Origin of the sequence: Chloracidobacterium sp. (genome assembly GCA_016711345.1) — a bacterium.
In the GTDB taxonomy this organism is placed as follows: Bacteria; Acidobacteriota; Blastocatellia; order Pyrinomonadales; family Pyrinomonadaceae; genus OLB17.
This window is the reverse complement of record JADJTD010000001.1, coordinates 3046844-3065435: the sequence shown is the minus strand read 5'-3', so window position 1 is coordinate 3065435 and position 18592 is coordinate 3046844. Positions and strand designations below refer to the sequence as shown.

Below are 18592 nucleotides of genomic sequence, written 5' to 3'. Positions count from 1 at the left end.
AAACAAAGAAAACTAAAAGAACTCTTTGTGAAGCCTTCCTATTACATCCGCAACATATTCTTCCTTCACAACAAACGTTAAATTCACGCTCGAGGCGCCGTGTGAGATGAGGGCGACATTAACGTCGTTGATCGTTGAAAAAACACTCGATGCGAGGCCGGTCTTTGCTCGCAGGCCTTCGCCGACGACACAGATAACGCCGTAACCGGCTTCGACCTCGACATCGCCGAGGCGTTCGAGTTCGGTGACGATCTGTTCGAGCGAGGCGGTGTTGTCAAGCGTCAGGGCGACCGAGACTTCCGAAGTGGAAATAACGTCGATGACAGTTCGGTATCGTTCAAACACCTGAAACAGCGCGCTCATAAAACCATAGCTGCCGAGTTTTCGTGCCGAAGTGATGCGCAGGATCGTGATCTTTTTCTTGTGGGCGATCGACTTGATCTTGTTCGGAGCTTCGTCAGAATCGGCAAGCACCATCGTGCCAACCGCATCCGGCTCGAACGTATTACAAACGCGAACAGGGATCGAATTATCGACCGCCGGTTTGATCGTTTTCGGGTGCAAAACTTTGGCTCCGAAATACGCAAGCTCGGCCGCTTCTTCGTAAGAGAGAACGGGAATTGTACGAGCCTCACTGCAAATACGCGGGTCGCAGGTCATCACACCGGTCACGTCTGTCCAGATCTGCAATTCGCCGGCCCGCAAAGCCGCCGCGACGAGCGCCGCCGAATAATCAGAACCTCCGCGTCCGAGCGTAGTTGTCTCACCGCCGCGATTTGCCGCGATAAAACCGCCCATGATCGGAACTTCGCCGGCGTTGATAAGCGGTTCGAGTTCTAGTTTGATAAGTTCGTTTGTCTCATCGACGAGCGGCGTTGCAGCGCCGTATTCGTCATCGGTGACGATCATCCGCCGCGCATCGACCTGTCTTGCATTAACGCCTTTCGCCTTCAAAACCTCGGCAAGCAAACGAGATGAAAGCTGTTCCCCATACGAAACGATCGCGTCCTTCAGCATCTGTAGCGGTAGCGAACGCCGTGTAACACGCATCAGCAGATCAGACAGCTCGTTACGGGCGAACTCCAACTCGCCATTGAAAGCATTTGGTGCATCAGCGGGAATGAAGAGCCTTGAAACCTCGATATGTCGCTCAAAATGCGGTTCAAGCGAAGCAATGGCCTCAGCAAAATCGCCTTTTTTGGCGATCTCAACCGCATCGAGCAGAGCGTCCGTTACCTTAGTCATCGCCGAAACAATAACCACCGGCTTCCTGTCCATCTGCGTCGACACAACATGGAAAACGCGCTCAAACGCCGCGACATCGCCCACTGACGTGCCGCCAAATTTCATCACTGTCGGGTGTAGGGTTTCGCTCACAATTACCTTGTAAATTTAAGGTAAATCCAGCTAGTAAGCAAAAGGAAAGAAAGAAATTCACTTATTTGGGAAGTGCAGCAAATTCTGCCGGATCAACTCGGCCTATCGTCTGGTAGCCAAAAAGCTCAATGTCCGGTGAAAGATAACCGTCCTTTAACGGCACATCGTGAACCAGATCCGTGCTCAGATACTTCTTGTTGTCATCGCAAAATACAGTTGCGACTATTGCGTCTTTGCCCAATTTCTCCTGCGCCATCAACGCTCCGAGAAAGTTGGCCCCTGACGAAATCCCGACCCCGAGGCCAAGCCGCGACGCAAGTTTCTGGGCCATAAGTATCGAGTCTCCGTCCGAAACGCTGATAACTTCGTCCAACTTACCAAGGTCGCATATCGCTGGTATAAATTCATCGGAAATTCCCTGGATCCTATGACTGCCCACCTTATGCCCCGTCGAAAGCGTCGGCGACTCCAATGGTTCGAGTGGATGGACCTTGATCTGCGGATCCTTTTCGCGGAGAAATGCCGCCACCCCCATTATCGTTCCGCCAGTTCCGACACCGGCGACGAAAGCATCAGGCTCAAACCCGACTCGGGCAAGCTGCGCCCAGATCTCAGGGGCTGTCGTCAAGTAATGAGCTTCGGCGTTACAGAGATTTGAGAATTGATGAGGCAGGAAGACGCGGCCATGTTCGTATTTGAGAGCATCGGCCATCTCAATACTGCCGATAAACCCGCCTTGCTCACGGCTGACCAAAGTAACTTCCGCACCGTAACTCTTTATCAGTGAAATCCGTTCCTTGCTCATCCAGTCAGGCATAAAAACGTGAACGGGATTGCCGAATGCATGGCCGATAGCGGCAAACGAAATGCCCGTATTCCCGCTAGTAGCTTCGGCGATAATGTCGCCTTTGCGGATGACATCATCGCGATAGGCCGATCTTAGGATGTGAAACGCCATCCTGTCTTTTATGCTTCCGGAAAGGTTGAGATGCTCTGCTTTTGCAAAAATAGTTCTGCGTTCGCCTTTGAAATGAAAATGAATGGCTAAAAGCGGCGTATTGCCGATCAAATTCTCGACGTACGACGAACTGGTGGGCACGGCGCTGAAATGACTTTGATAATCGCTGAGGCTGTTAATGTTCATAGATGGTGTGCACTCGTGAAAAAATCCCTAATCACACGCTTACCACCATCAAAAACAAATTTCCGTGTTCTCGGTCACAATCGCTGAGTGTCAACCACACAGAACAGCGCCGCCGTTGATGTTCAGAATTTCGCCGGTGATATGCTGCGACCAATCAGAGAGCAAAAAGCAGATCGACAAAGCAACATCGTCCGTCGTCGCAATTCTTTTTAGAGGAATGGAATCAATAACTGTCTGCCGATAACCGTCCGTATCAAATGTAGGCCGCGACATCGCCGTTTCGATCCAGCCGGGAGCGACCGCGTTGACGCGGATCTTTGGGCAAAGCTCGCTCGCTAAGGCTTTTGTAAATGATATCTGTCCGCCTTTCGATGCTGAATAATTTGAATAATTTGCCTCGCCGCGTTGGCCAGATGTCGAAGAAACCATCACGATCGCAGCCGACGCCTGTTTCTTCATCGCGGGAACACATGCTTTTGTCATCGCCCAGGCCGATTTGAGATTCGTGTTAATGACCTTGTTCCAAAGATCTTCGGTCATGTCCTCGATCGGTGCACCATCCCATACACCTGCGTTACAAACAAGCAGATCGATGCGGCCAAACTTAGCAAGCGTTTCTTTTGCGATCTGCTGTGCACCGGAAAACTCAGAGACATCGGCTTGCACAACGATAGCTTCGACGCCTTTCGCCTTGCACATCTCGACCGTCTCAAGCGCCTCAGCCTCATTGCTCAGATAATTAACAACAACATCAGCACCAGCCTCAGCCAGCCGCAAAGCGGTCGCACGCCCGACGCCGCGTGAGGCACCTGTAACTATTGCCGTCTTACCGGCAAAAAGGTTGTTTGGAAGTTTTATCTGCGATGCAATTTCGGTCATAAGATCCCCCGGAAAATTAGATGCGATTTGGACGTAGATTTAATGAAATTTTTAACGCAAAGACGCCAAGATGCAAAGTCGCAAAGTTCTTTTATTGTCCCTTCCTTTGATTTCCTGCCTTTGCGTCTTAGCGACTTTGCGACTTTGCGTTAAAATCTTCCCAATGAACGACACAAACCTTCTCGAAGACCAACCCATCGCATGGACGCCGACGCCCGATGTCATCGAACGCGCGCAGCTTACCCGTTTTATGAAACAAGTCGGCGTCTCCACGTGGGATGAGCTTTACGCATATTCGATCAACGATGTCGAGAAATTCACCGAAGAGGTTTTACGTTTTCTCGACATCAAATTCGACCCGCCATACGAAAAACTGCTCGACACTTCTAATGGTGTAGAAATGCCTACATGGCTCGCCGGTGCGGGTTTGAACATCACCGAAATGTGCCTCGACCGCTGGCAAACGGAAGAGTTGAAAGATCAACCAGCGGTGATTTGGGAAGGTGAGGAAGGTACAGACAAAAGCATAACTTATCAACAACTTAAAAAATCGGTGGATACGTATGCGGGAATCTTGCGACACGAAGGGTTCACAAAAGGTGATGCCATTGGCATCCACCTTCCGATGATGCTCGACACCGTGGAAGTCCTTCTTGCCATTAACCGAATTGGAGCAATTGCAGTACCAGTCTTCTCTGGATACGGCATTGACGCCATTGCGTCACGAATGAACGCAGTAGGGGCAAAGGGCTTGTTTACGTTTGACGGCGTAACTCGTCGGGGGAAGGAAATTAACGCTTTGGAAATTGCTCGGGAAGCGGTAAAACTCTGCCCATCAGTTAAAATTGTTTTAGTTGTTGGACGCTTGCCACAAGGTGATTTTGATTGCGACGAGTTGACTGGGCAATCCGATGTAAAATATGTAGATCTCCACGACGAATTCTACGAATTTGCCATCTACGTTGAGGATCACGGCGATCCGAAAGAATATTGTAAAACCGAACCAACCTCCGCCGAAGACCCGCTCATTATCCTCTACACCTCCGGCACGACCGGCAAGCCCAAAGGCATTGCTCACACGCATACGAGTTTTCCGATAAAGGCGGCGCAGGATATGGCGTTTGGGACGGATGTCGGCAAAGGCACGCGAATCAGTTGGTACACAGACATAGGCTGGATGATGGGGCCGTGGCTGATCTACGGGGCGTTGATAAACGGTGCGACGATCTGCATCTACGACGGAGCACCCGATTATCCGCAGCCCGACCGCATGTGGGAGTTTTGTGCCAAACATAAAGTCGAGGTTTTGGGCATCTCGCCGACATTGATCCGAGCGTTATCAAATTGCGGCGACGACCTGCCGAAAAAGCACGATCTTTCTTCTCTAAGGGCTTTCGCCTCGACCGGCGAGCCTTGGAATCCGGCCCCGTGGTGGTGGCTTTTTGAAAAGGTCGGCGACAGCAAGCTTCCGATCATCAATTACAGTGGCGGCACAGAGATCTCCGGCGGCATTTTGATGGGCAATCCGCTGCTGCCGATCAAGCCGTGCTCGTTTCCCGCTCCGTGTCCGGGAATGGATGTCGATATCCTCGACGAAAACGGCAAACCGGTTCCACCGGGAAAAGTCGGCGAACTCGTCATCAAACAGCCATGGATCGGCATGGCACGCGGCTTTTGGCAGGAAAAAGAACGCTATCTCGACACTTATTGGCGAAGATTTAAGGACATCTGGGTCCACGGCGATTTCGCCATGCGTGACAAAGACAATCACTGGTTCATCCTAGGCCGCAGCGACGACACGCTAAAGGTCGCCGGCAAACGCGTCGGCCCCGCCGAGGTCGAAAGTTTATTGGTCGCTCATCCGCTAGTCACCGAAGCCGCCGTCATCGGCGTACCCGACGAGATGAAAGGCACCGCGATGGTTGCGTTCGTTGTAGTAAGGGACGCGGGCGGAGGGATGAAGGATGAAATTCAGCCCGCTCCGGATTCATCCCTCATCCCTCATCCCTCATCCCTAGAGACCGAGCTGAAGGCTCTCGTCGCCAAAGACATGGGCAAGCCGCTCGCTCCGTCAAAGATACATTTCGTCTCAGCCCTGCCCAAAACCCGCAACGCCAAAGTAATGCGTCGAGTTATCCGCTCCGCCTACCTCGGCGAAGACCCGGGCGATCTGTCTGCTCTCGAAGATCCGAATGCAGTTGAAGAGATAAAAAAGGTTGCGGGATAAGCGTCAATGACAAAACCTCTGAACGATCGGCAAATAAAAAATGCCTGCATCAAATTGTCACTGGATCACGAAGAATTGTCGTTTGTTTACAAAACCTACGGCACGCCGCCGCTGTGGGATCGGCCGACTGGATTTTCAACCTTGCTGCATATCATTCTTGAGCAGCAAGTCTCGCTCGCGTCGGCAAAGGCTTGTTTCGACAAGCTCGCATTTCACCTTGGCGAAGTATCGCCCGATGGCTTGCTCTCGATCAATGATGCCGATCTGAAAGCTATCGGTTTCAGTCGTCAAAAGGCTGCTTACGCACGCCATTTGTCCGAAGCGATTCTTACGAAACGCATCGACCTAGACGGATTGTATATGCTGTCTGACGCAGACGTGAAGGCGGAACTCGTCAAACTCAAAGGTGTCGGCGAATGGACGAGCGATATTTACCTGTTGATGGCGATGCTCCGGCCAGACGTTATGCCAAAGGGTGACATTGCTCTGCACGAGGCTTATCGAACATTGACGAACGGCGATAAGCGTCCGGGATCGGATGAGTTTGTTGCGATGGCTGAAAAATGGAAGCCTTACCGATCAGTTGCCGCAAGGCTCTTATGGCATTTTTATCTTTCCGAGAAGGCCCGTCGAACTTTGTAAGCTCTACGAGAAGGATCTCAATAGAGTAAATAGCTGATTTAGCAATATCGTGATGTAACAGGCTTAACAGCCTTAACAAGTTAACACCTTTAACAGCTTACTGACGTTAACAAGTTACAAGCAGTAACAGAGGATTGTTCTCATACCTTTCTTTCTTAATCTATTATTAACTAACGTAATCTAATAATAACTAACTTGTTAACGTCGTTAAGATGGTATGAGTGTTAACTTGTTAAGGCTGTTAACCTTGTTGAGTTGTTACATCGCGTTCTTGAGACCTAGCGTCACGTTCCTTGACAGTGGTGTTTCTGCCCGTAAAACTTAAAGCACGATGACCAAGATACTCGATGTCGGCTGCGGAGCCAATAAAACTGAAGGTGCGATCGGCCTTGATAACAATCCGCGTACTGCGGCAGATGTCATTCACGATCTGGGCGATATTCCTTATCCTTTTGCGGACAACGAGTTTGATCTGGTCGTTTCAAATCATGTTGTTGAGCATGTGCCGGACGTGATGGCGTTTATCAGTGAACTACATCGAGTCACCAAAAACGGCGGTCGAATTAAGCTCCTCACACCGCACTACACTAACCCCGACTGGCCAAATGACCCGACACATCGCAATCACATTAATTCGTTCACCTTCAATACATTCCTCGCCGGCCGCGAAGTGTTTGATTTCTATACAGACGTTCAGCTAAAGCCCATAGATTGTTATGTTTCACTCGCAAATCTTTGGAAGGCTATCGGCATTGAATTCATCGTAAATTTGGACTGCAAATGGGCGTCAATGCGATTTACACGTAAATTTTGGGAGCAGTATCTGAGTTACATCATTCGCGGGAAAGAACTGAGGTTTGAATTCGAAGTCGTTAAGAAGAGTTAGCCACGAATTACACAAATATCACAAATTTCGGACAACAATTTGTGACATTCGTGTTATTCGTGGCAAAAATCAGCAAACTATTTATGAACCTTGATGCATCTGTTATCGTTAGAAAAGCAACTTGGTATTTTGTTGAGGTATTAAATAATGAAAATCAAATTTTTTGCTCTGGCCGTGATGACCGGCCTTTTGTTGAATATTGTCGGTTTTGCAGCGAACGATACAGGTCGTTCAACTGTGAAATATCGTCAGGCGTCAAGGCTCGTCTCTTTGCTTCCTGCATCGGACGGCGTCGCTGTCTTTGATTCAAAACGCTTTCTGGTGGAGGCTGTGCCAAAACTGCTATCGGCAAATCAGCCGATGCTTAACCAGTTCACAACCAAGCTTGCTGAGATCGAAAACACCTCAGGCATTGACCTTCGCAAATTCGATCAGATCGCTGTCGGGTTAAAGATGAAGGCGACTGCGGAAAAAGGAGTTGATTTTGAACCTGTAGTCATCGCCGGCGGCGATATTAGCTCGGGAGCATTGGTCGCAATGGCGAAGATCGCTTCAAAGGGCAAGTATCGCGAAGAAAAGATCGGCGAGACGTCAGTTTATGTTTTCACAATGCCCGAAGCGGCAAAAAAGACTCCGGCACAGGTAAAAAATTCCAAGATCGGGCAAGTTATCGATCAGGGCGTAAAAAGCATTGCTACCGAGGTCGCTGTGACGTCTTTAGACAAGAACACGCTTGCTTTAGGATCGCTTACACGCGTTCGAGAAACGCTTGAAGCAAAATCGCAGGTCAGCACCGACATTTCCAGCCTGCTTTCGACGAAAGAAACGGCTGTGATGAGTTTTGCGTTCAAAACCCCAACCGGATTTTCAAAAACGTTCAGCCTAGACAATGACGAACTTGGTTCGAACATCGATTCGATCCAGTATATGTCAGGCTCGCTCGATGTTGCAGCCATTGGAACTTCGCTGCAAATGATGGCAAGAACTGCAAAGCCGGAACAGGCTCTTGCGTTAAAGGACATGCTCGACGCACTTCAGATGATAGGCAAAAGTTTGCTTGGGAACGCAAAACAAGCCGACAAAGCAATTTATGGCCGTATGGTAAAGAATGCAAAACTTGACGCACGCGGCAACGATGTCACGCTCGAAGTGCTCGTGCCGCAAGCCGACATTGACGTTCTCGTAGCTAAGATCAATTAGAATTCTATTGGCGGAAACGCGAGTGTGAACGAGCGTGCCCACGGCTTATCGGCACGCTCGTTCACACTCGCGTTAACGCACTTTAGCGCCTGCGGCGGCGAAAATCGTTAGATCGCTGCCTTGAGAATTGATCGAGGACGCGGTTGTATTGACTGTCTTCGCCTAGAAGCGGAAATAGCTGAAGATCACTGGAAAGATATGCGGCACGCAGTTCGACGGGCCTCGGGCCAGTTTTTATTACACGGACTTTCCCGCCTCGAACTTCACCTATCCACGCTGCAAATTCATCTGCCCTTCCGACTGTCGCCGAGAGCAGCAACAGCCTAATACGCGGCGGCGAGAGTATGATCGCTTCTTCCCAAACGTGTCCGCGTTCCTCGTCCGACAGGTAATGTGCCTCGTCGAGAATGACCAGATCAGTGCCAACCTCATTGCCATCGCGAAGAGCGTCAAAAAGCTGGTTTCGATATATCTCAGTCGTACCGACGATCAGCGGAGCATCCGAATTTTCTTTTCGGTCACCTGTCAAAATACCGACGTTCTCCGCTCCAAAGGCAATTGAAAATTCAGCGTATTTTGAATTTGTAAGTGCCTTGAGCGGCGTTGTGTACCAGGCCCGTTTACCGTCGGCAAGCAATCGGCGAATCTCTTCTCGAGCGATCCAGGTCTTGCCGCTGCCGGTTGGTGCCGTTACAAGGACATCTTGATGTTCGATCGCACTTAAGGCCTCGATCTGAAAAGCGTCAGGCTTGAAAGGCTGCTGCTCAGGCACGCCGATACCTGACAACAGGCGTTCGACTGCTTTTATTTGAGTTGGAGTTTGCGGTTTTACGATGCGTGCAGCGGAACTTTTCTCTGCAAGAGGGCGTTTATATCTTCGTTCTCCATTTTGACGCTGTTTTGACGGCGAAGGAGAATTACGACGGCGATTTGAGCCTCGATTGGGACGCATAGACGTGATATTAGAGGTTCAGAATGCGAAAGTCTAATCTTCCAAAGACGGCCTCAAAATGTTAGCATAATTAATTGCCTCGCAACGCGCAGCGAGTGCAAAGCGTCTAATTTTTACGTTTTTTTCGTCTGACGCATTTTTAGCAATATGTTCGAACAGCCATTATACGAATTTGAGCCAACTGCGGCTCCACAGCTAGAGAGCAGCCTTTTTCACGATTACGAGGTTAAGGGCTGGATGTCTTCGTCGGGTCTATTTAAGGTCGTCGGCATCTCGGCTGTCGCAAATATTGTTGCACTTTTTGTTTTTGCCCAAACGTCGCTTTTGACGATGAAAGGCTGCGACAGTCCGCTTGTCGGGACCGTTTGTCAGGTGCTGGATACTGTTTATGTCGGCGCTTTGCTTTTTGGAACGGACCGCGAATACGTCGATGCGGAATATGACAAGATCGATCTGGGCGAGGCAGATATTACCTTCATTGATGTCAGCAAAGAAACACCGCCTCTCACTTATCCTGTAGGCTATTTTGAGCTGGCAAATCCGGAAGACTTTGCGCCTCCCGCAGTTGATGATATGGAATTGGCTGCTGGAGATCTTTTTAAAGGCGGGATAAGCGGCTTTCCCGGAAACATACCTGGAATCACATCACCTTCTTACGGTGGAGACTTGACCGACACTCCGCCTAATATTCCTAAGGCAAATCCGGACGTGATCGATGAAGGCACGTTGCCGGGCAATTCCGGTAATGGCGGAGCAGTATATTGGCCAACGCCTTGGAAGCCGCCCGTATCAATTCGTAAGAAGAAGCCGCCGCTTTCTAAGAATACCCCTGATGAAAATTCTGGGTTTCCGCAGCCTGATCCCAACGCTGTTGCCGAAATACAATCACCGTCACCGTCACCATCGCCGACACCACAGCCGACCGTTGAACCAACGGATCCGGTTACAGATGTTGAGTTGAACAAACGGCCTTTTGTCGAACTTGCCGCCACGCTCAACGGACTTCTCGACATGAAGGCGGTCAATCTCGAAACGCCGTTCAAGATAAAGGCGACTGGCAAGCTCGATAAAAATGGCAAACTTGACCGCAAATCGTTTGCCTACACAGAAAGGTTGAGCCCTGACCCACGAATGATCGAGGTCGTTCAGGAAGCCATCGAAGCGATGAACAACAGTGGGTTCCTTCAATATCTCACCATGGTGAAGGCCAAGGATGTGTCCTTCGAGATACTTCAGGACGACCAAAGAGTCATTGCCGTCGTGCAGTCCGAATTTGAAGATCCGAACCGAGCTAATTCGATGAGTGGCCTTCTGAAATTGTTCATAGACCAAAAGAAAAAAGATAAAGAAGCACCTGATGCCTCGCAAAACGATAAAGACGATCTCGCCTTGCTCCAAAGCGCAAAGGTCGAACCGGTGGGCAAGAAGCTAATCGTCTCGTTCGCAATGCCCAAAGCGGATATGCAGAGGATGATAATGCGCATGCTTGCAGAACAAAAGGCACAGCCCAAATCTGAAAACACAAATGGCGTCGTGCCAAAGCCATCTGCTGATCCGGCTCAAAAATAAAAATTTTGAACAACCGCAAGAATCAAAATTCACTACTAGTCCTCGCCACCCTCGGCGTGTATCTCGGACTTGTGCTTGCAGGTGCAACGCCGCAGGTTTTAGCACAGGCGGCTACGGCGAAGCAGTTTAATGTTAAAGACGAGATAGAGGTTAAAGATAATCTTGACAACAAGCCGGACGATAAACCATACACTGAAATCGAAAAGGCAGGTGTTAGGTTTGTTGGTCTCTATATTGAGGGACTGATACGTTCTCTTGATGCCTTTACATACGCCGAATCTAAAGGATACAACCTTTCTTACAATATCAAGACGGCGGACATTTTTGACAGTGGATTCGATAATCCGTTTGCTCAAATCAACAAGAACATCACTGCGGGCTTCCTTGATCAGAGAATCGACGATAACGGGTTGTATTTTCGATTCTCTCTTAAATGGAATCAAGGGGAGCATGGAACAAGTGAGTTGTTTTCTGCGGTAGATTCAGGAAGGAGTGTCTTCGCTCGCCGTCCAAATGCCTTCAAAGAAAAACTCCTTATAAAGAATTCTTCCGTTTCAAGTGTCAACGACCAAGTTTTCATTGTCACACGCCTTCCTCGTGCCGGACTCGACTCGCTGCTTGCTTCTGACGCAAAGTAGCGGCGAGTTTACCAATCTTTTCAACTCAACTCGCCATAACGTCGGAATTCACGCTTGCTCAGCCTGCGTGTAAGAACCGACACAGATCATTCGCAGGCTGGCAGTCTGCGTTCCGACACGAGAGGAAAACATAATGGCAGTTAACAGTTTTGCAGATAAATTAGTAAAGAAAATTTTTGGATCGAGCAGCGATATCTTTTTAAAGAATGTTGCGCCGATCATTGACCAGATCAACGCTTGGGAACCGAAGCTCGAAAAGCTTTCTGATGCGGAGTTGCAGGCACAGACTCCAAAGTTTAAAGAGATGATCGTAAATCGTCTCGAAGGCATTGACGACAAAGAAGAACGCCGTAAGGCAGAGCAAGAAATTCTGAGTGAGATATTGCCTGAGGCTTATGCGACGGTTCGCGAAGGCTCGCGTCGTGTGACCGGAATGCGGCACTTCGACGTGCAGATGATCGGCGGCGTCGCTTTGCACCAGGGCCGTATCGCCGAGATGCGAACAGGTGAAGGTAAAACGCTCGTCGCGACCTTGCCGTCATATCTCAACGGCCTGACCGGTCGTGGCGTTCATGTCGTAACCGTCAACGATTATCTCGCTTCGCGTGACGCGGAATGGATGGGCAAAATTCACACCTTTCTCGGCTTGACGGTCGGCTGTATCCAAAACGATCAGGACGACGTCGAGCGTAAGGACGCCTACGCATGCTCGATCACGTACGGTACCAATAACGAATTCGGCTTCGACTATCTGCGTGACAACATGAAGTTCGATGTCGAGTCGCTCGTTCAACCCGATCATTATTTTGCGATCATCGACGAGGTCGATTCTATCCTCATCGACGAAGCCCGAACACCGCTGATCATCTCCGGCGCATCGGACGAAGCAACGGACAAATACTTCACGGCGAACGAGATCATCCCACACTTTGAACGCGGCCATAAAGACGAGGAAACGAAGGTAACTACCGGCGACTATTTGCTGGATGAAAAGAATCACTCATCAGTTCTGACCGAAGCCGGTGTGACAAAGGCAGAGAAACTTCTCGGCGTCTCGAATCTTTACGATCCGGCAAATATGGATCTCCTTCATTGCGTCGAGCAGGCCCTAAAAGCACACACGCTCTACAAACGCGATCATCAATATGTCGTGCAGGACGGCGAAGTTCTCATCGTTGATGATTTTACCGGACGCTTGATGCAGGGACGACGTTGGTCGGACGGATTGCACCAGGCTGTCGAAGCGAAAGAAGGCGTCAAGATCGAGCGTGAAAATCAAACTCTCGCTACGATCACGCTGCAGAACTATTTCCGCATGTACGAAAAGCTCGGCGGCATGACAGGAACCGCCGAGACCGAAGCGGAAGAATTCGGCACGGTTTACTCGCTCGACGTTGTTCAGATACCGACCAATCAGCCGATGGTACGAATTGATTCGTCGGACATGATCTATCGCACGCTTCCCGAAAAATGGGATGCCGTTGTCGAAGAGATCAAGGAACTTCACAACGAAGGCAGGCCCGTTCTGGTCGGAACCGTGTCGGTCGAAAACTCCGAGCTTGTCGCCCAAAAGCTAAAAGCCATCGGCGTGCCGCATAAGGTTCTCAACGCCAAATATCACGAACAGGAAGCCGAGATCATCGCTCAGGCCGGTCGTAAAGGAGCCGTCACGATCGCGACTAACATGGCAGGCCGCGGAACCGACATTCTACTTGGCGGCAATCCGGAATCGCTGGCTCGCGATTATCTAAAACGACAAGAGATCAATCCCGACGAAGCGACGCCGGAACAATTTGAAACCGAATTGCGAAAAGCAAAAGCTGTTGTTGCGGAAGAGCACAAAGAGGTCGTCGCCGTCGGTGGATTGCACATTCTCGGTACCGAACGTCACGAGTCACGCCGTATCGACAATCAGCTTCGCGGTCGTGCGGGACGACAAGGCGATCCCGGAAGTTCGCGTTTCGTTCTCTCGCTCGAAGACGATCTGATGCGTATCTTTGCCGGCGACAAGGTCCGCTCGATGATGGAATGGCTCGGCATGGAAAAAGGCGTCGCCATTGAATCTAAGACGGTTTCAAAACAGATCGAACGTGCTCAGAAAGCTGTCGAAGCCCGTAACTTCGAGACTCGCAAACACGTCCTCAAATACGACGACGTTATGAACAAACAGCGTGAAACCATCTACGGCCTGCGTCGTCAGCTGATGTTCGAGCCTGAGCATCGCGAATATCTACTCGGCGACAACGGCGTTGCCAAAGACCTTCTCGCCGATTTGACCGGGAGCTTTTTACCTTTGGAATCGCCGGACAAATGGGAGATCGAAACTTACGCAGCCGAGATCGAGAGCATTTATGCCATTGATCCAGCAAGAGATGCAGACGTCGATTTCAAACGGATGAATCCGCGAGAGATAGAAGAAGCGATCTGGAAAAAGGCTTCCGCCAATTACGCTGAGAAGGAAAAACTAGCGGGTGACGAATCCTTACGTGCCTACGAGCGTTACATCATGCTCAACATCATCGACAGCCAGTGGAAAGATCACCTGCTCTCGATCGATCAGGTCAAGCAAGGTATCGGTCTCGTAGGTTACGGGCAGAAAGACCCGCTTGTCGAATATAAAAAGCAGTCGTTCGATATGTTCCAGGACATGCTCGACCGCATCGATACGAATACGACCAAGGCGCTGTTTCACCTTGAGGTCGTCACGCAGGACGACCGCGACGAACGCGAACGCCTCGCCCGTCTCGAACAGCAGCGTGCCCGACGCCAAGCCGCAGGCATGGCATTTACCGGAGCAATGGCAACCGCCGAAGCCGCCGGTGCCGAAGCCGCCCGCCACACGCCGTACGTACGTGACACTCCGAAAATGAAACCCAACGAAGCCTGCTACTGCGGCTCGGGAAAAAAGTTCAAGAAGTGTCACGGAACGGCCATATAAAAATGCCGGAGTTGATGTAGAATTTTGAAAACAATATGAGAATCAGCTCAATTCTTGGAACTGTTTTAGTTATTTGTTTCTGCGCGCAGATTTTTGTTGGGCAGAGTACGGAAGTAGACAAAGGAATTGAGCTGGTCAAGAAAAAGGACTATGTATCCGCGATTTTGCTCTTTAATCAAATCGTAAAGCGCGAAGAAACAAATGCAAAGGCCTGGTTTTATCTCGCTAAGTCGTACGAGGCACTAGGCAAAGAGGGTGATGCTGGAAGATCGTACTATAAAGCCTTTGATACCGGGTATGAAGTTTTCAGAGAGAACTTTAACAAACAATTCGAGACGAAAAACACAAAGGTCGAATCGCTGCTTGAAGTTGTAAAGTCGCAAAGCGACGTGGTCTCAATATGCATAAACAGTGCCGGAAAAGCAACACAATATAACACTAAATTATCATACGACAATGAACCTCGCTTGAAGACAAATTCTCTTTATCAACTGTCGAAGATCGCGGAGTCCGGTGAAGCACTCTTTTGGAATAAAGATACCGACAATAGGGTAAAGTTTGTGAAAAGCACCTACGTTTCCGATGGCTTTGACACTTATCCTCCCCAACGAGGACTTGTAGTATATCCAAAGACGGTAAAACTCTTATTGGTCATAGATTCTAACGGAAAGGTTGTAGTTGCGATGCCAATAGCCAAGCCACAGTCGTGGTTCGATCTACAGGCGATGCGGAGAGTTTTAGAATATCAATGGGAGCCTGCTCAAAATAATGGAAAAACGGTCTTAACATTGATGCGTTTCGACTATCGATTTTCGCAATAACTCCTTGTTCCAATCTACTCCGCTTCATCGGAGAACGACTCCCAGTCCGAAACACCTTTGTAAGCCGGCGGCCTAAAATGAAAAAAAGCGGCCATGTCTGACCGCCTTTGCTAATAAATTTTTGAGTGACTACTTCATCATCGTTCCCTGTGATGACCATGCGACCCAGTTGCCGTCACGTTTCACCCAGATGTCGGTGTAGCGGATATTGGTGTCGAACGCCTTGCCATCTTTGTCTTCGCCTTTGAGGTGAAAGATGCCTGTGACACGAGCGGTCTTGCCTTCGATGGCAATGTTCATGTTAGTGGTTTCTACCATGTCGTAGGTGCTCTTGTCGCTCATCATACTGGCAAGTTCTTCGGTCTTGCCGCCCAAAGCACCGTCGCTGGCGCTGATATTGCTGAAATCCGATGCGAAGTTCTTCTTGAACCACTCGGCGTCTTTTTTCCAGAACGCATTGTTCCAATCCTGTTCGAGATACCAAATGACGCCGTAATCGTCCAAGTCTCCGCCGCCTGCATTGCTCACAGCCTGCCATTTGCCGCCGCGTTTTTCGAGAAAATGAACGCTGCGTCCGTAGTAGGTCTCCGGCTTTCCGCCTACACCATCGGCGGTCCAAATGGTGTTGCGGTGCGTGATGGTCGCGGTGTTTGGCGTACAGGTAATGATGTAATGATCATGCGTAACCTTGTCGGGGTTAGGATTTTTCTTAGCAGCTTCGGCATTCTTTACCGCATTGTCGATCGAGGTCGCCTTATTAACTCCGCCTGGCAGAGCCATAAAATCATCGGCAAACATCATCGACAAAGCCGCCCGGTCGCCGGCAACGGTCGCCTTACCCCAATCTCGGTCAAAAGCTTCGAGAGCTTTCTTGTCTGCTTCGCTGCACTGTCCAAACGCGGCTCCAAACATGCCCGCGATCAAAATTAAAGATACAAATATGTGTTTCATCGTCATTTCTCCTTGTTCTTCGATCTAGTTAAAAAGCAAAAAAGGGTCGCCTTTACCGCCGTCTCATGTGTTCTGTTGAGTGCTCCAATAAAGTTCTCCCTATACTTTGATAAACGGAATTTCGAGCATAAAAGGGGCATCGTTCGAAAATAATCAGAATACGAACGAATTGCGATTCGTGAAAAAAACAGGGGAAGCCTTACTTCCCTCTTGAAAAAATTCAAACGCTAATTTATTTCTTCTTTGGCGGCGGTATGTCGTCACCTACTACTGCATCAACCTTTGGATTACCTGTTGCCTTCGGAGGTTGGGCAGTGCCGTCAACGGACTTTGTGTTGTTGTCAGACTTTGCCGCACCGCCCTTTATGTCGGTTATTTGGGCATTCATAATCTGCCAGCCTTTGTCTTTAGATTTGCCGAGCACCCATGTGACCATCGAGTTTCTCTCTTCGGTCTTTCCGTCAATTGTCATTTTGCCTGCAACAAGTGCAGTAACGATCGCTCCGTCGCCGGTAGGATGCGTTTTGATCTTAAGGTCATTAAATTTAAGGCCTTCCCATTTGAGCTTTCCGGATTTTACTGCCTCGATCCTTGAAACCTTGGTCTGCATTGCTCCGTTCTGGTCGATCAGCGTATATTCATCGGAATACATTTTTTCGAGTGCAGCGGTGTTGCTGCCGTTCAGAGCGGCATTAAACTCGTCGAGCGCCTTTCTGACCTCCGCCTCGACCGTTGCCTTGTCCGGAGCAGGAGCAGCGGCTGCATTACTTGTTGCATTAGCAGGTTTGTTGCTCGCAGTGTTAGCACCGGAGCCGCCACATGCTGTAAAGAATGCCGCAACAACGAGCATCATCGACATCAAAAATATTTTTTTCATAATGTTTGTCTCCTCAAGATAGATGCATTAAGCTTAAAAAAATCAAACGGCAACCGCATCCAAAACAGCCGTTTTCTACTACTTGTTTACCTAAAAATCTGATATTACGCAGACAGTTATACTCGAATTAGGTTGCGTAGTCAATCACCTATTTGATTCGTTTCAAACTTCCCTCACCGCTGATCTTACGAGTGTTGATCTTTGCAACTGACTCCATTATTGACATCGCCCGAAGCAGATTTTCGCCAAGCACTTTGCGGATCTCTTTTTCGGTGTAGCCGCGTCTGAGCATCTCGTAGGTCACCAGCACAAGGTCTTCAGCTCCGTTCATTCCTGCGGGCAGATAAGGAATGCCGTCAAAATCCGAGCCTAAGCCGACATTGTCAATACCTGCGACCGCTTTAATATGGTCTATATGGTCAACGATACGCGTGTACGGAGTGATGTAGATCGGATTTTCGTCAAGCAATTTTCTTTCAGCCGCGTTAAGGAGCTTCGGTTCGTTCTTATACTGCTCCTTTAGCGCATCGATCTGCGGTTTGAGTCTCGCGGCACGTTCGTTATCTTCTTTGTTAGTTCTGGCATCTAGAAAACCCGGCAGAAAGTTGACCATTATCACTCCGCCGTTTTTGGCAACGCGTTTCAGGACATCGTCAGGCACGTTACGGGTATGGTCGTTAAGTGCTCTCGCAGATGAATGTGATGCGATGATCGGAGCATTGGTAATATCAAGGACGTCGTTCATCACTTTCACTGACACATGAGAAATGTCGATGAACATCCCCAAACGATTCATTTCGCGTACAACTTCTTTGCCAAATTCAGACAAGCCGTTGTTCTTGGGTTCGTCGCGATGTGCGTCGGCCCAGTCGTGTGTAACATTGTGCGTTAACGTCATATATCTGACGCCGAGGCGGTAGAATTCTCGCAATGCGGCGAGTGAATTCTCTATCGCATAACCGCCTTCTATGCCCATAAGCACACATAATTTGCCTTGACGCTTTGCATGTCGGATCTCCGCCGCAGTTGTGCATTGTGACAATTGATCCGGGTATTTTTCCGTCGCTCGATATGTGACATCGATCAATTCCATCGCACGCCGCATTGAGCCGCCTGATTTCAAAGTTGAACCTGAAACATAGATCGAGAAAAACTCACCGGTGATTCCGCTCGCCTTAAATCGCCCCAGATCAGAATGAAACGGATCGCCGTCCTCATGATATTTGCCCACGGTCGGCGTTCCGAGGTCAAAATCCTCGTTCGCCATTGGCGATGGAATATCATTGTGGCCATCAACAATTATGGCTTTTCGGTGAATAGATAACGCCTTTGCCCAGAGTTTTGGATCGGCGTCCTTTGGCATTGTTTGAGCGATGACTGAACTGCCGAACGAAAAAAGCAAAAATAGCACGATTGTGTTGTTCATACGGCTAGTTTAGCCCTTTAAACCCAAAAACGATAAGCGTCATGCATTGGTTTGATAACACTCCG

At 49.4% G+C, this 18592-nt stretch carries 15 protein-coding genes; 8 read left to right on the top strand and 7 right to left on the bottom strand.

The window, feature by feature from the left end:
* Positions 1–12 precede the first annotated feature (12 nt).
* From lysC to IPL32_12665, 3 genes are all read right to left on the bottom strand, one after another.
* Positions 13–1377 (bottom strand): lysine-sensitive aspartokinase 3, encoded by a 1365-nt coding sequence (gene lysC, locus IPL32_12675; GenBank protein ID MBK8466675.1) that lies wholly within the window; start codon positions 1375–1377, stop codon positions 13–15.
* Positions 1378–1438: 61 nt separating this feature from the next.
* Positions 1439–2521, bottom strand: coding sequence for a cysteine synthase family protein (locus tag IPL32_12670; GenBank protein ID MBK8466674.1), 1083 nt, complete (start codon positions 2519–2521; stop codon positions 1439–1441).
* A gap of 90 nt (positions 2522–2611) precedes the next feature.
* A complete protein-coding gene (locus IPL32_12665; protein ID MBK8466673.1) occupies positions 2612–3400 on the bottom strand; it encodes a 3-oxoacyl-ACP reductase FabG in 789 nt (262 codons plus the stop codon).
* Positions 3401–3563: 163 nt separating this feature from the next.
* On the opposite strand from IPL32_12665, the gene IPL32_12660 reads away from it, so the two are divergent.
* The 4 genes from IPL32_12660 to IPL32_12645 all read left to right on the top strand — a co-directional run bounded on the left by IPL32_12660 (position 3564) and on the right by IPL32_12645 (position 8355).
* Positions 3564–5627 carry an AMP-binding protein gene (locus tag IPL32_12660; GenBank protein MBK8466672.1) on the top strand — a complete coding sequence of 688 codons (2064 nt, stop codon included), beginning with the start codon at positions 3564–3566 and terminating at the stop codon, positions 5625–5627.
* A 6-nt stretch (positions 5628–5633) separates the two neighbouring features.
* Positions 5634–6269, top strand: a complete 636-nt coding sequence (locus IPL32_12655) for a DNA-3-methyladenine glycosylase 2 family protein (protein ID MBK8466671.1) — start codon at positions 5634–5636, stop codon at positions 6267–6269.
* Between the two features lie 331 nt (positions 6270–6600).
* Entirely contained in the window at positions 6601–7155 is a 555-nt protein-coding gene (locus IPL32_12650; GenBank protein MBK8466670.1) for a methyltransferase domain-containing protein, read from the top strand.
* Between the two features lie 147 nt (positions 7156–7302).
* Positions 7303–8355 carry a hypothetical protein gene (locus tag IPL32_12645; protein ID MBK8466669.1) on the top strand — a complete coding sequence of 351 codons (1053 nt, stop codon included), beginning with the start codon at positions 7303–7305 and terminating at the stop codon, positions 8353–8355.
* Positions 8356–8437: 82 nt separating this feature from the next.
* Here IPL32_12645 and IPL32_12640 read toward each other — a convergent pair whose 3' ends face one another.
* Positions 8438–9307 (bottom strand): DEAD/DEAH box helicase, encoded by an 870-nt coding sequence (locus tag IPL32_12640; protein ID MBK8466668.1) that lies wholly within the window; start codon positions 9305–9307, stop codon positions 8438–8440.
* Positions 9308–9454: 147 nt separating this feature from the next.
* On the opposite strand from IPL32_12640, the gene IPL32_12635 reads away from it, so the two are divergent.
* The 4 genes from IPL32_12635 (at position 9455) to IPL32_12620 (ending at position 15273) form a co-directional block, all read left to right on the top strand.
* The gene (locus IPL32_12635) at positions 9455–10876 is read left to right on the top strand and encodes a hypothetical protein (protein ID MBK8466667.1); all 1422 of its coding nucleotides are present in this window, start codon (positions 9455–9457) and stop codon (positions 10874–10876) included.
* A 5-nt stretch (positions 10877–10881) separates the two neighbouring features.
* Positions 10882–11514 (top strand): hypothetical protein, encoded by a 633-nt coding sequence (locus tag IPL32_12630; GenBank protein MBK8466666.1) that lies wholly within the window; start codon positions 10882–10884, stop codon positions 11512–11514.
* Between the two features lie 133 nt (positions 11515–11647).
* On the top strand, positions 11648–14452 hold the full coding sequence (secA, locus tag IPL32_12625; GenBank protein MBK8466665.1) for a preprotein translocase subunit SecA: 2805 nt from the start codon (positions 11648–11650) through the stop codon (positions 14450–14452).
* A gap of 35 nt (positions 14453–14487) precedes the next feature.
* A complete protein-coding gene (locus tag IPL32_12620; protein MBK8466664.1) occupies positions 14488–15273 on the top strand; it encodes a hypothetical protein in 786 nt (261 codons plus the stop codon).
* A 129-nt stretch (positions 15274–15402) separates the two neighbouring features.
* Here the strand turns inward: IPL32_12620 and IPL32_12615 are convergent, their stop codons facing one another.
* The 3 genes from IPL32_12615 to IPL32_12605 form a co-directional block, all read right to left on the bottom strand.
* Complete coding sequence (locus IPL32_12615; protein ID MBK8466663.1) at positions 15403–16224, bottom strand: nuclear transport factor 2 family protein; 822 nt, start codon at positions 16222–16224, stop codon at positions 15403–15405.
* 232 nt (positions 16225–16456) lie between these two features.
* Positions 16457–17101, bottom strand: coding sequence for a nuclear transport factor 2 family protein (locus IPL32_12610; protein MBK8466662.1), 645 nt, complete (start codon positions 17099–17101; stop codon positions 16457–16459).
* A 148-nt stretch (positions 17102–17249) separates the two neighbouring features.
* Positions 17250–18527, bottom strand: coding sequence for a dipeptidase (locus IPL32_12605; GenBank protein MBK8466661.1), 1278 nt, complete (start codon positions 18525–18527; stop codon positions 17250–17252).
* Positions 18528–18592 lie beyond the last annotated feature (65 nt).

What these genes read in the sequence shown, in the direction of transcription:
- IPL32_12610 (MBK8466662.1), bottom strand. Translation starts at nt 17,101, where the DNA reads ATGAAAAAAATATTTTTGATGTCGATGATGCTCGTTGTTGCGGCATTC.
- IPL32_12665 (MBK8466673.1), bottom strand. Translation starts at nt 3,400, where the DNA reads ATGACCGAAATTGCATCGCAGATAAAACTTCCAAACAACCTTTTTGCC.
- IPL32_12635 (MBK8466667.1), top strand. Translation starts at nt 9,455, where the DNA reads ATGTTCGAACAGCCATTATACGAATTTGAGCCAACTGCGGCTCCACAG.
- IPL32_12655 (MBK8466671.1), top strand. Translation starts at nt 5,634, where the DNA reads ATGACAAAACCTCTGAACGATCGGCAAATAAAAAATGCCTGCATCAAA.
- IPL32_12605 (MBK8466661.1), bottom strand. Translation starts at nt 18,527, where the DNA reads ATGAACAACACAATCGTGCTATTTTTGCTTTTTTCGTTCGGCAGTTCA.
- IPL32_12620 (MBK8466664.1), top strand. Translation starts at nt 14,488, where the DNA reads ATGAGAATCAGCTCAATTCTTGGAACTGTTTTAGTTATTTGTTTCTGC.
- IPL32_12660 (MBK8466672.1), top strand. Translation starts at nt 3,564, where the DNA reads ATGAACGACACAAACCTTCTCGAAGACCAACCCATCGCATGGACGCCG.
- IPL32_12670 (MBK8466674.1), bottom strand. Translation starts at nt 2,521, where the DNA reads ATGAACATTAACAGCCTCAGCGATTATCAAAGTCATTTCAGCGCCGTG.
- IPL32_12640 (MBK8466668.1), bottom strand. Translation starts at nt 9,307, where the DNA reads ATGCGTCCCAATCGAGGCTCAAATCGCCGTCGTAATTCTCCTTCGCCG.
- IPL32_12615 (MBK8466663.1), bottom strand. Translation starts at nt 16,224, where the DNA reads ATGAAACACATATTTGTATCTTTAATTTTGATCGCGGGCATGTTTGGA.
- secA (MBK8466665.1), top strand. Translation starts at nt 11,648, where the DNA reads ATGGCAGTTAACAGTTTTGCAGATAAATTAGTAAAGAAAATTTTTGGA.
- IPL32_12645 (MBK8466669.1), top strand. Translation starts at nt 7,303, where the DNA reads ATGAAAATCAAATTTTTTGCTCTGGCCGTGATGACCGGCCTTTTGTTG.
- IPL32_12650 (MBK8466670.1), top strand. Translation starts at nt 6,601, where the DNA reads ATGACCAAGATACTCGATGTCGGCTGCGGAGCCAATAAAACTGAAGGT.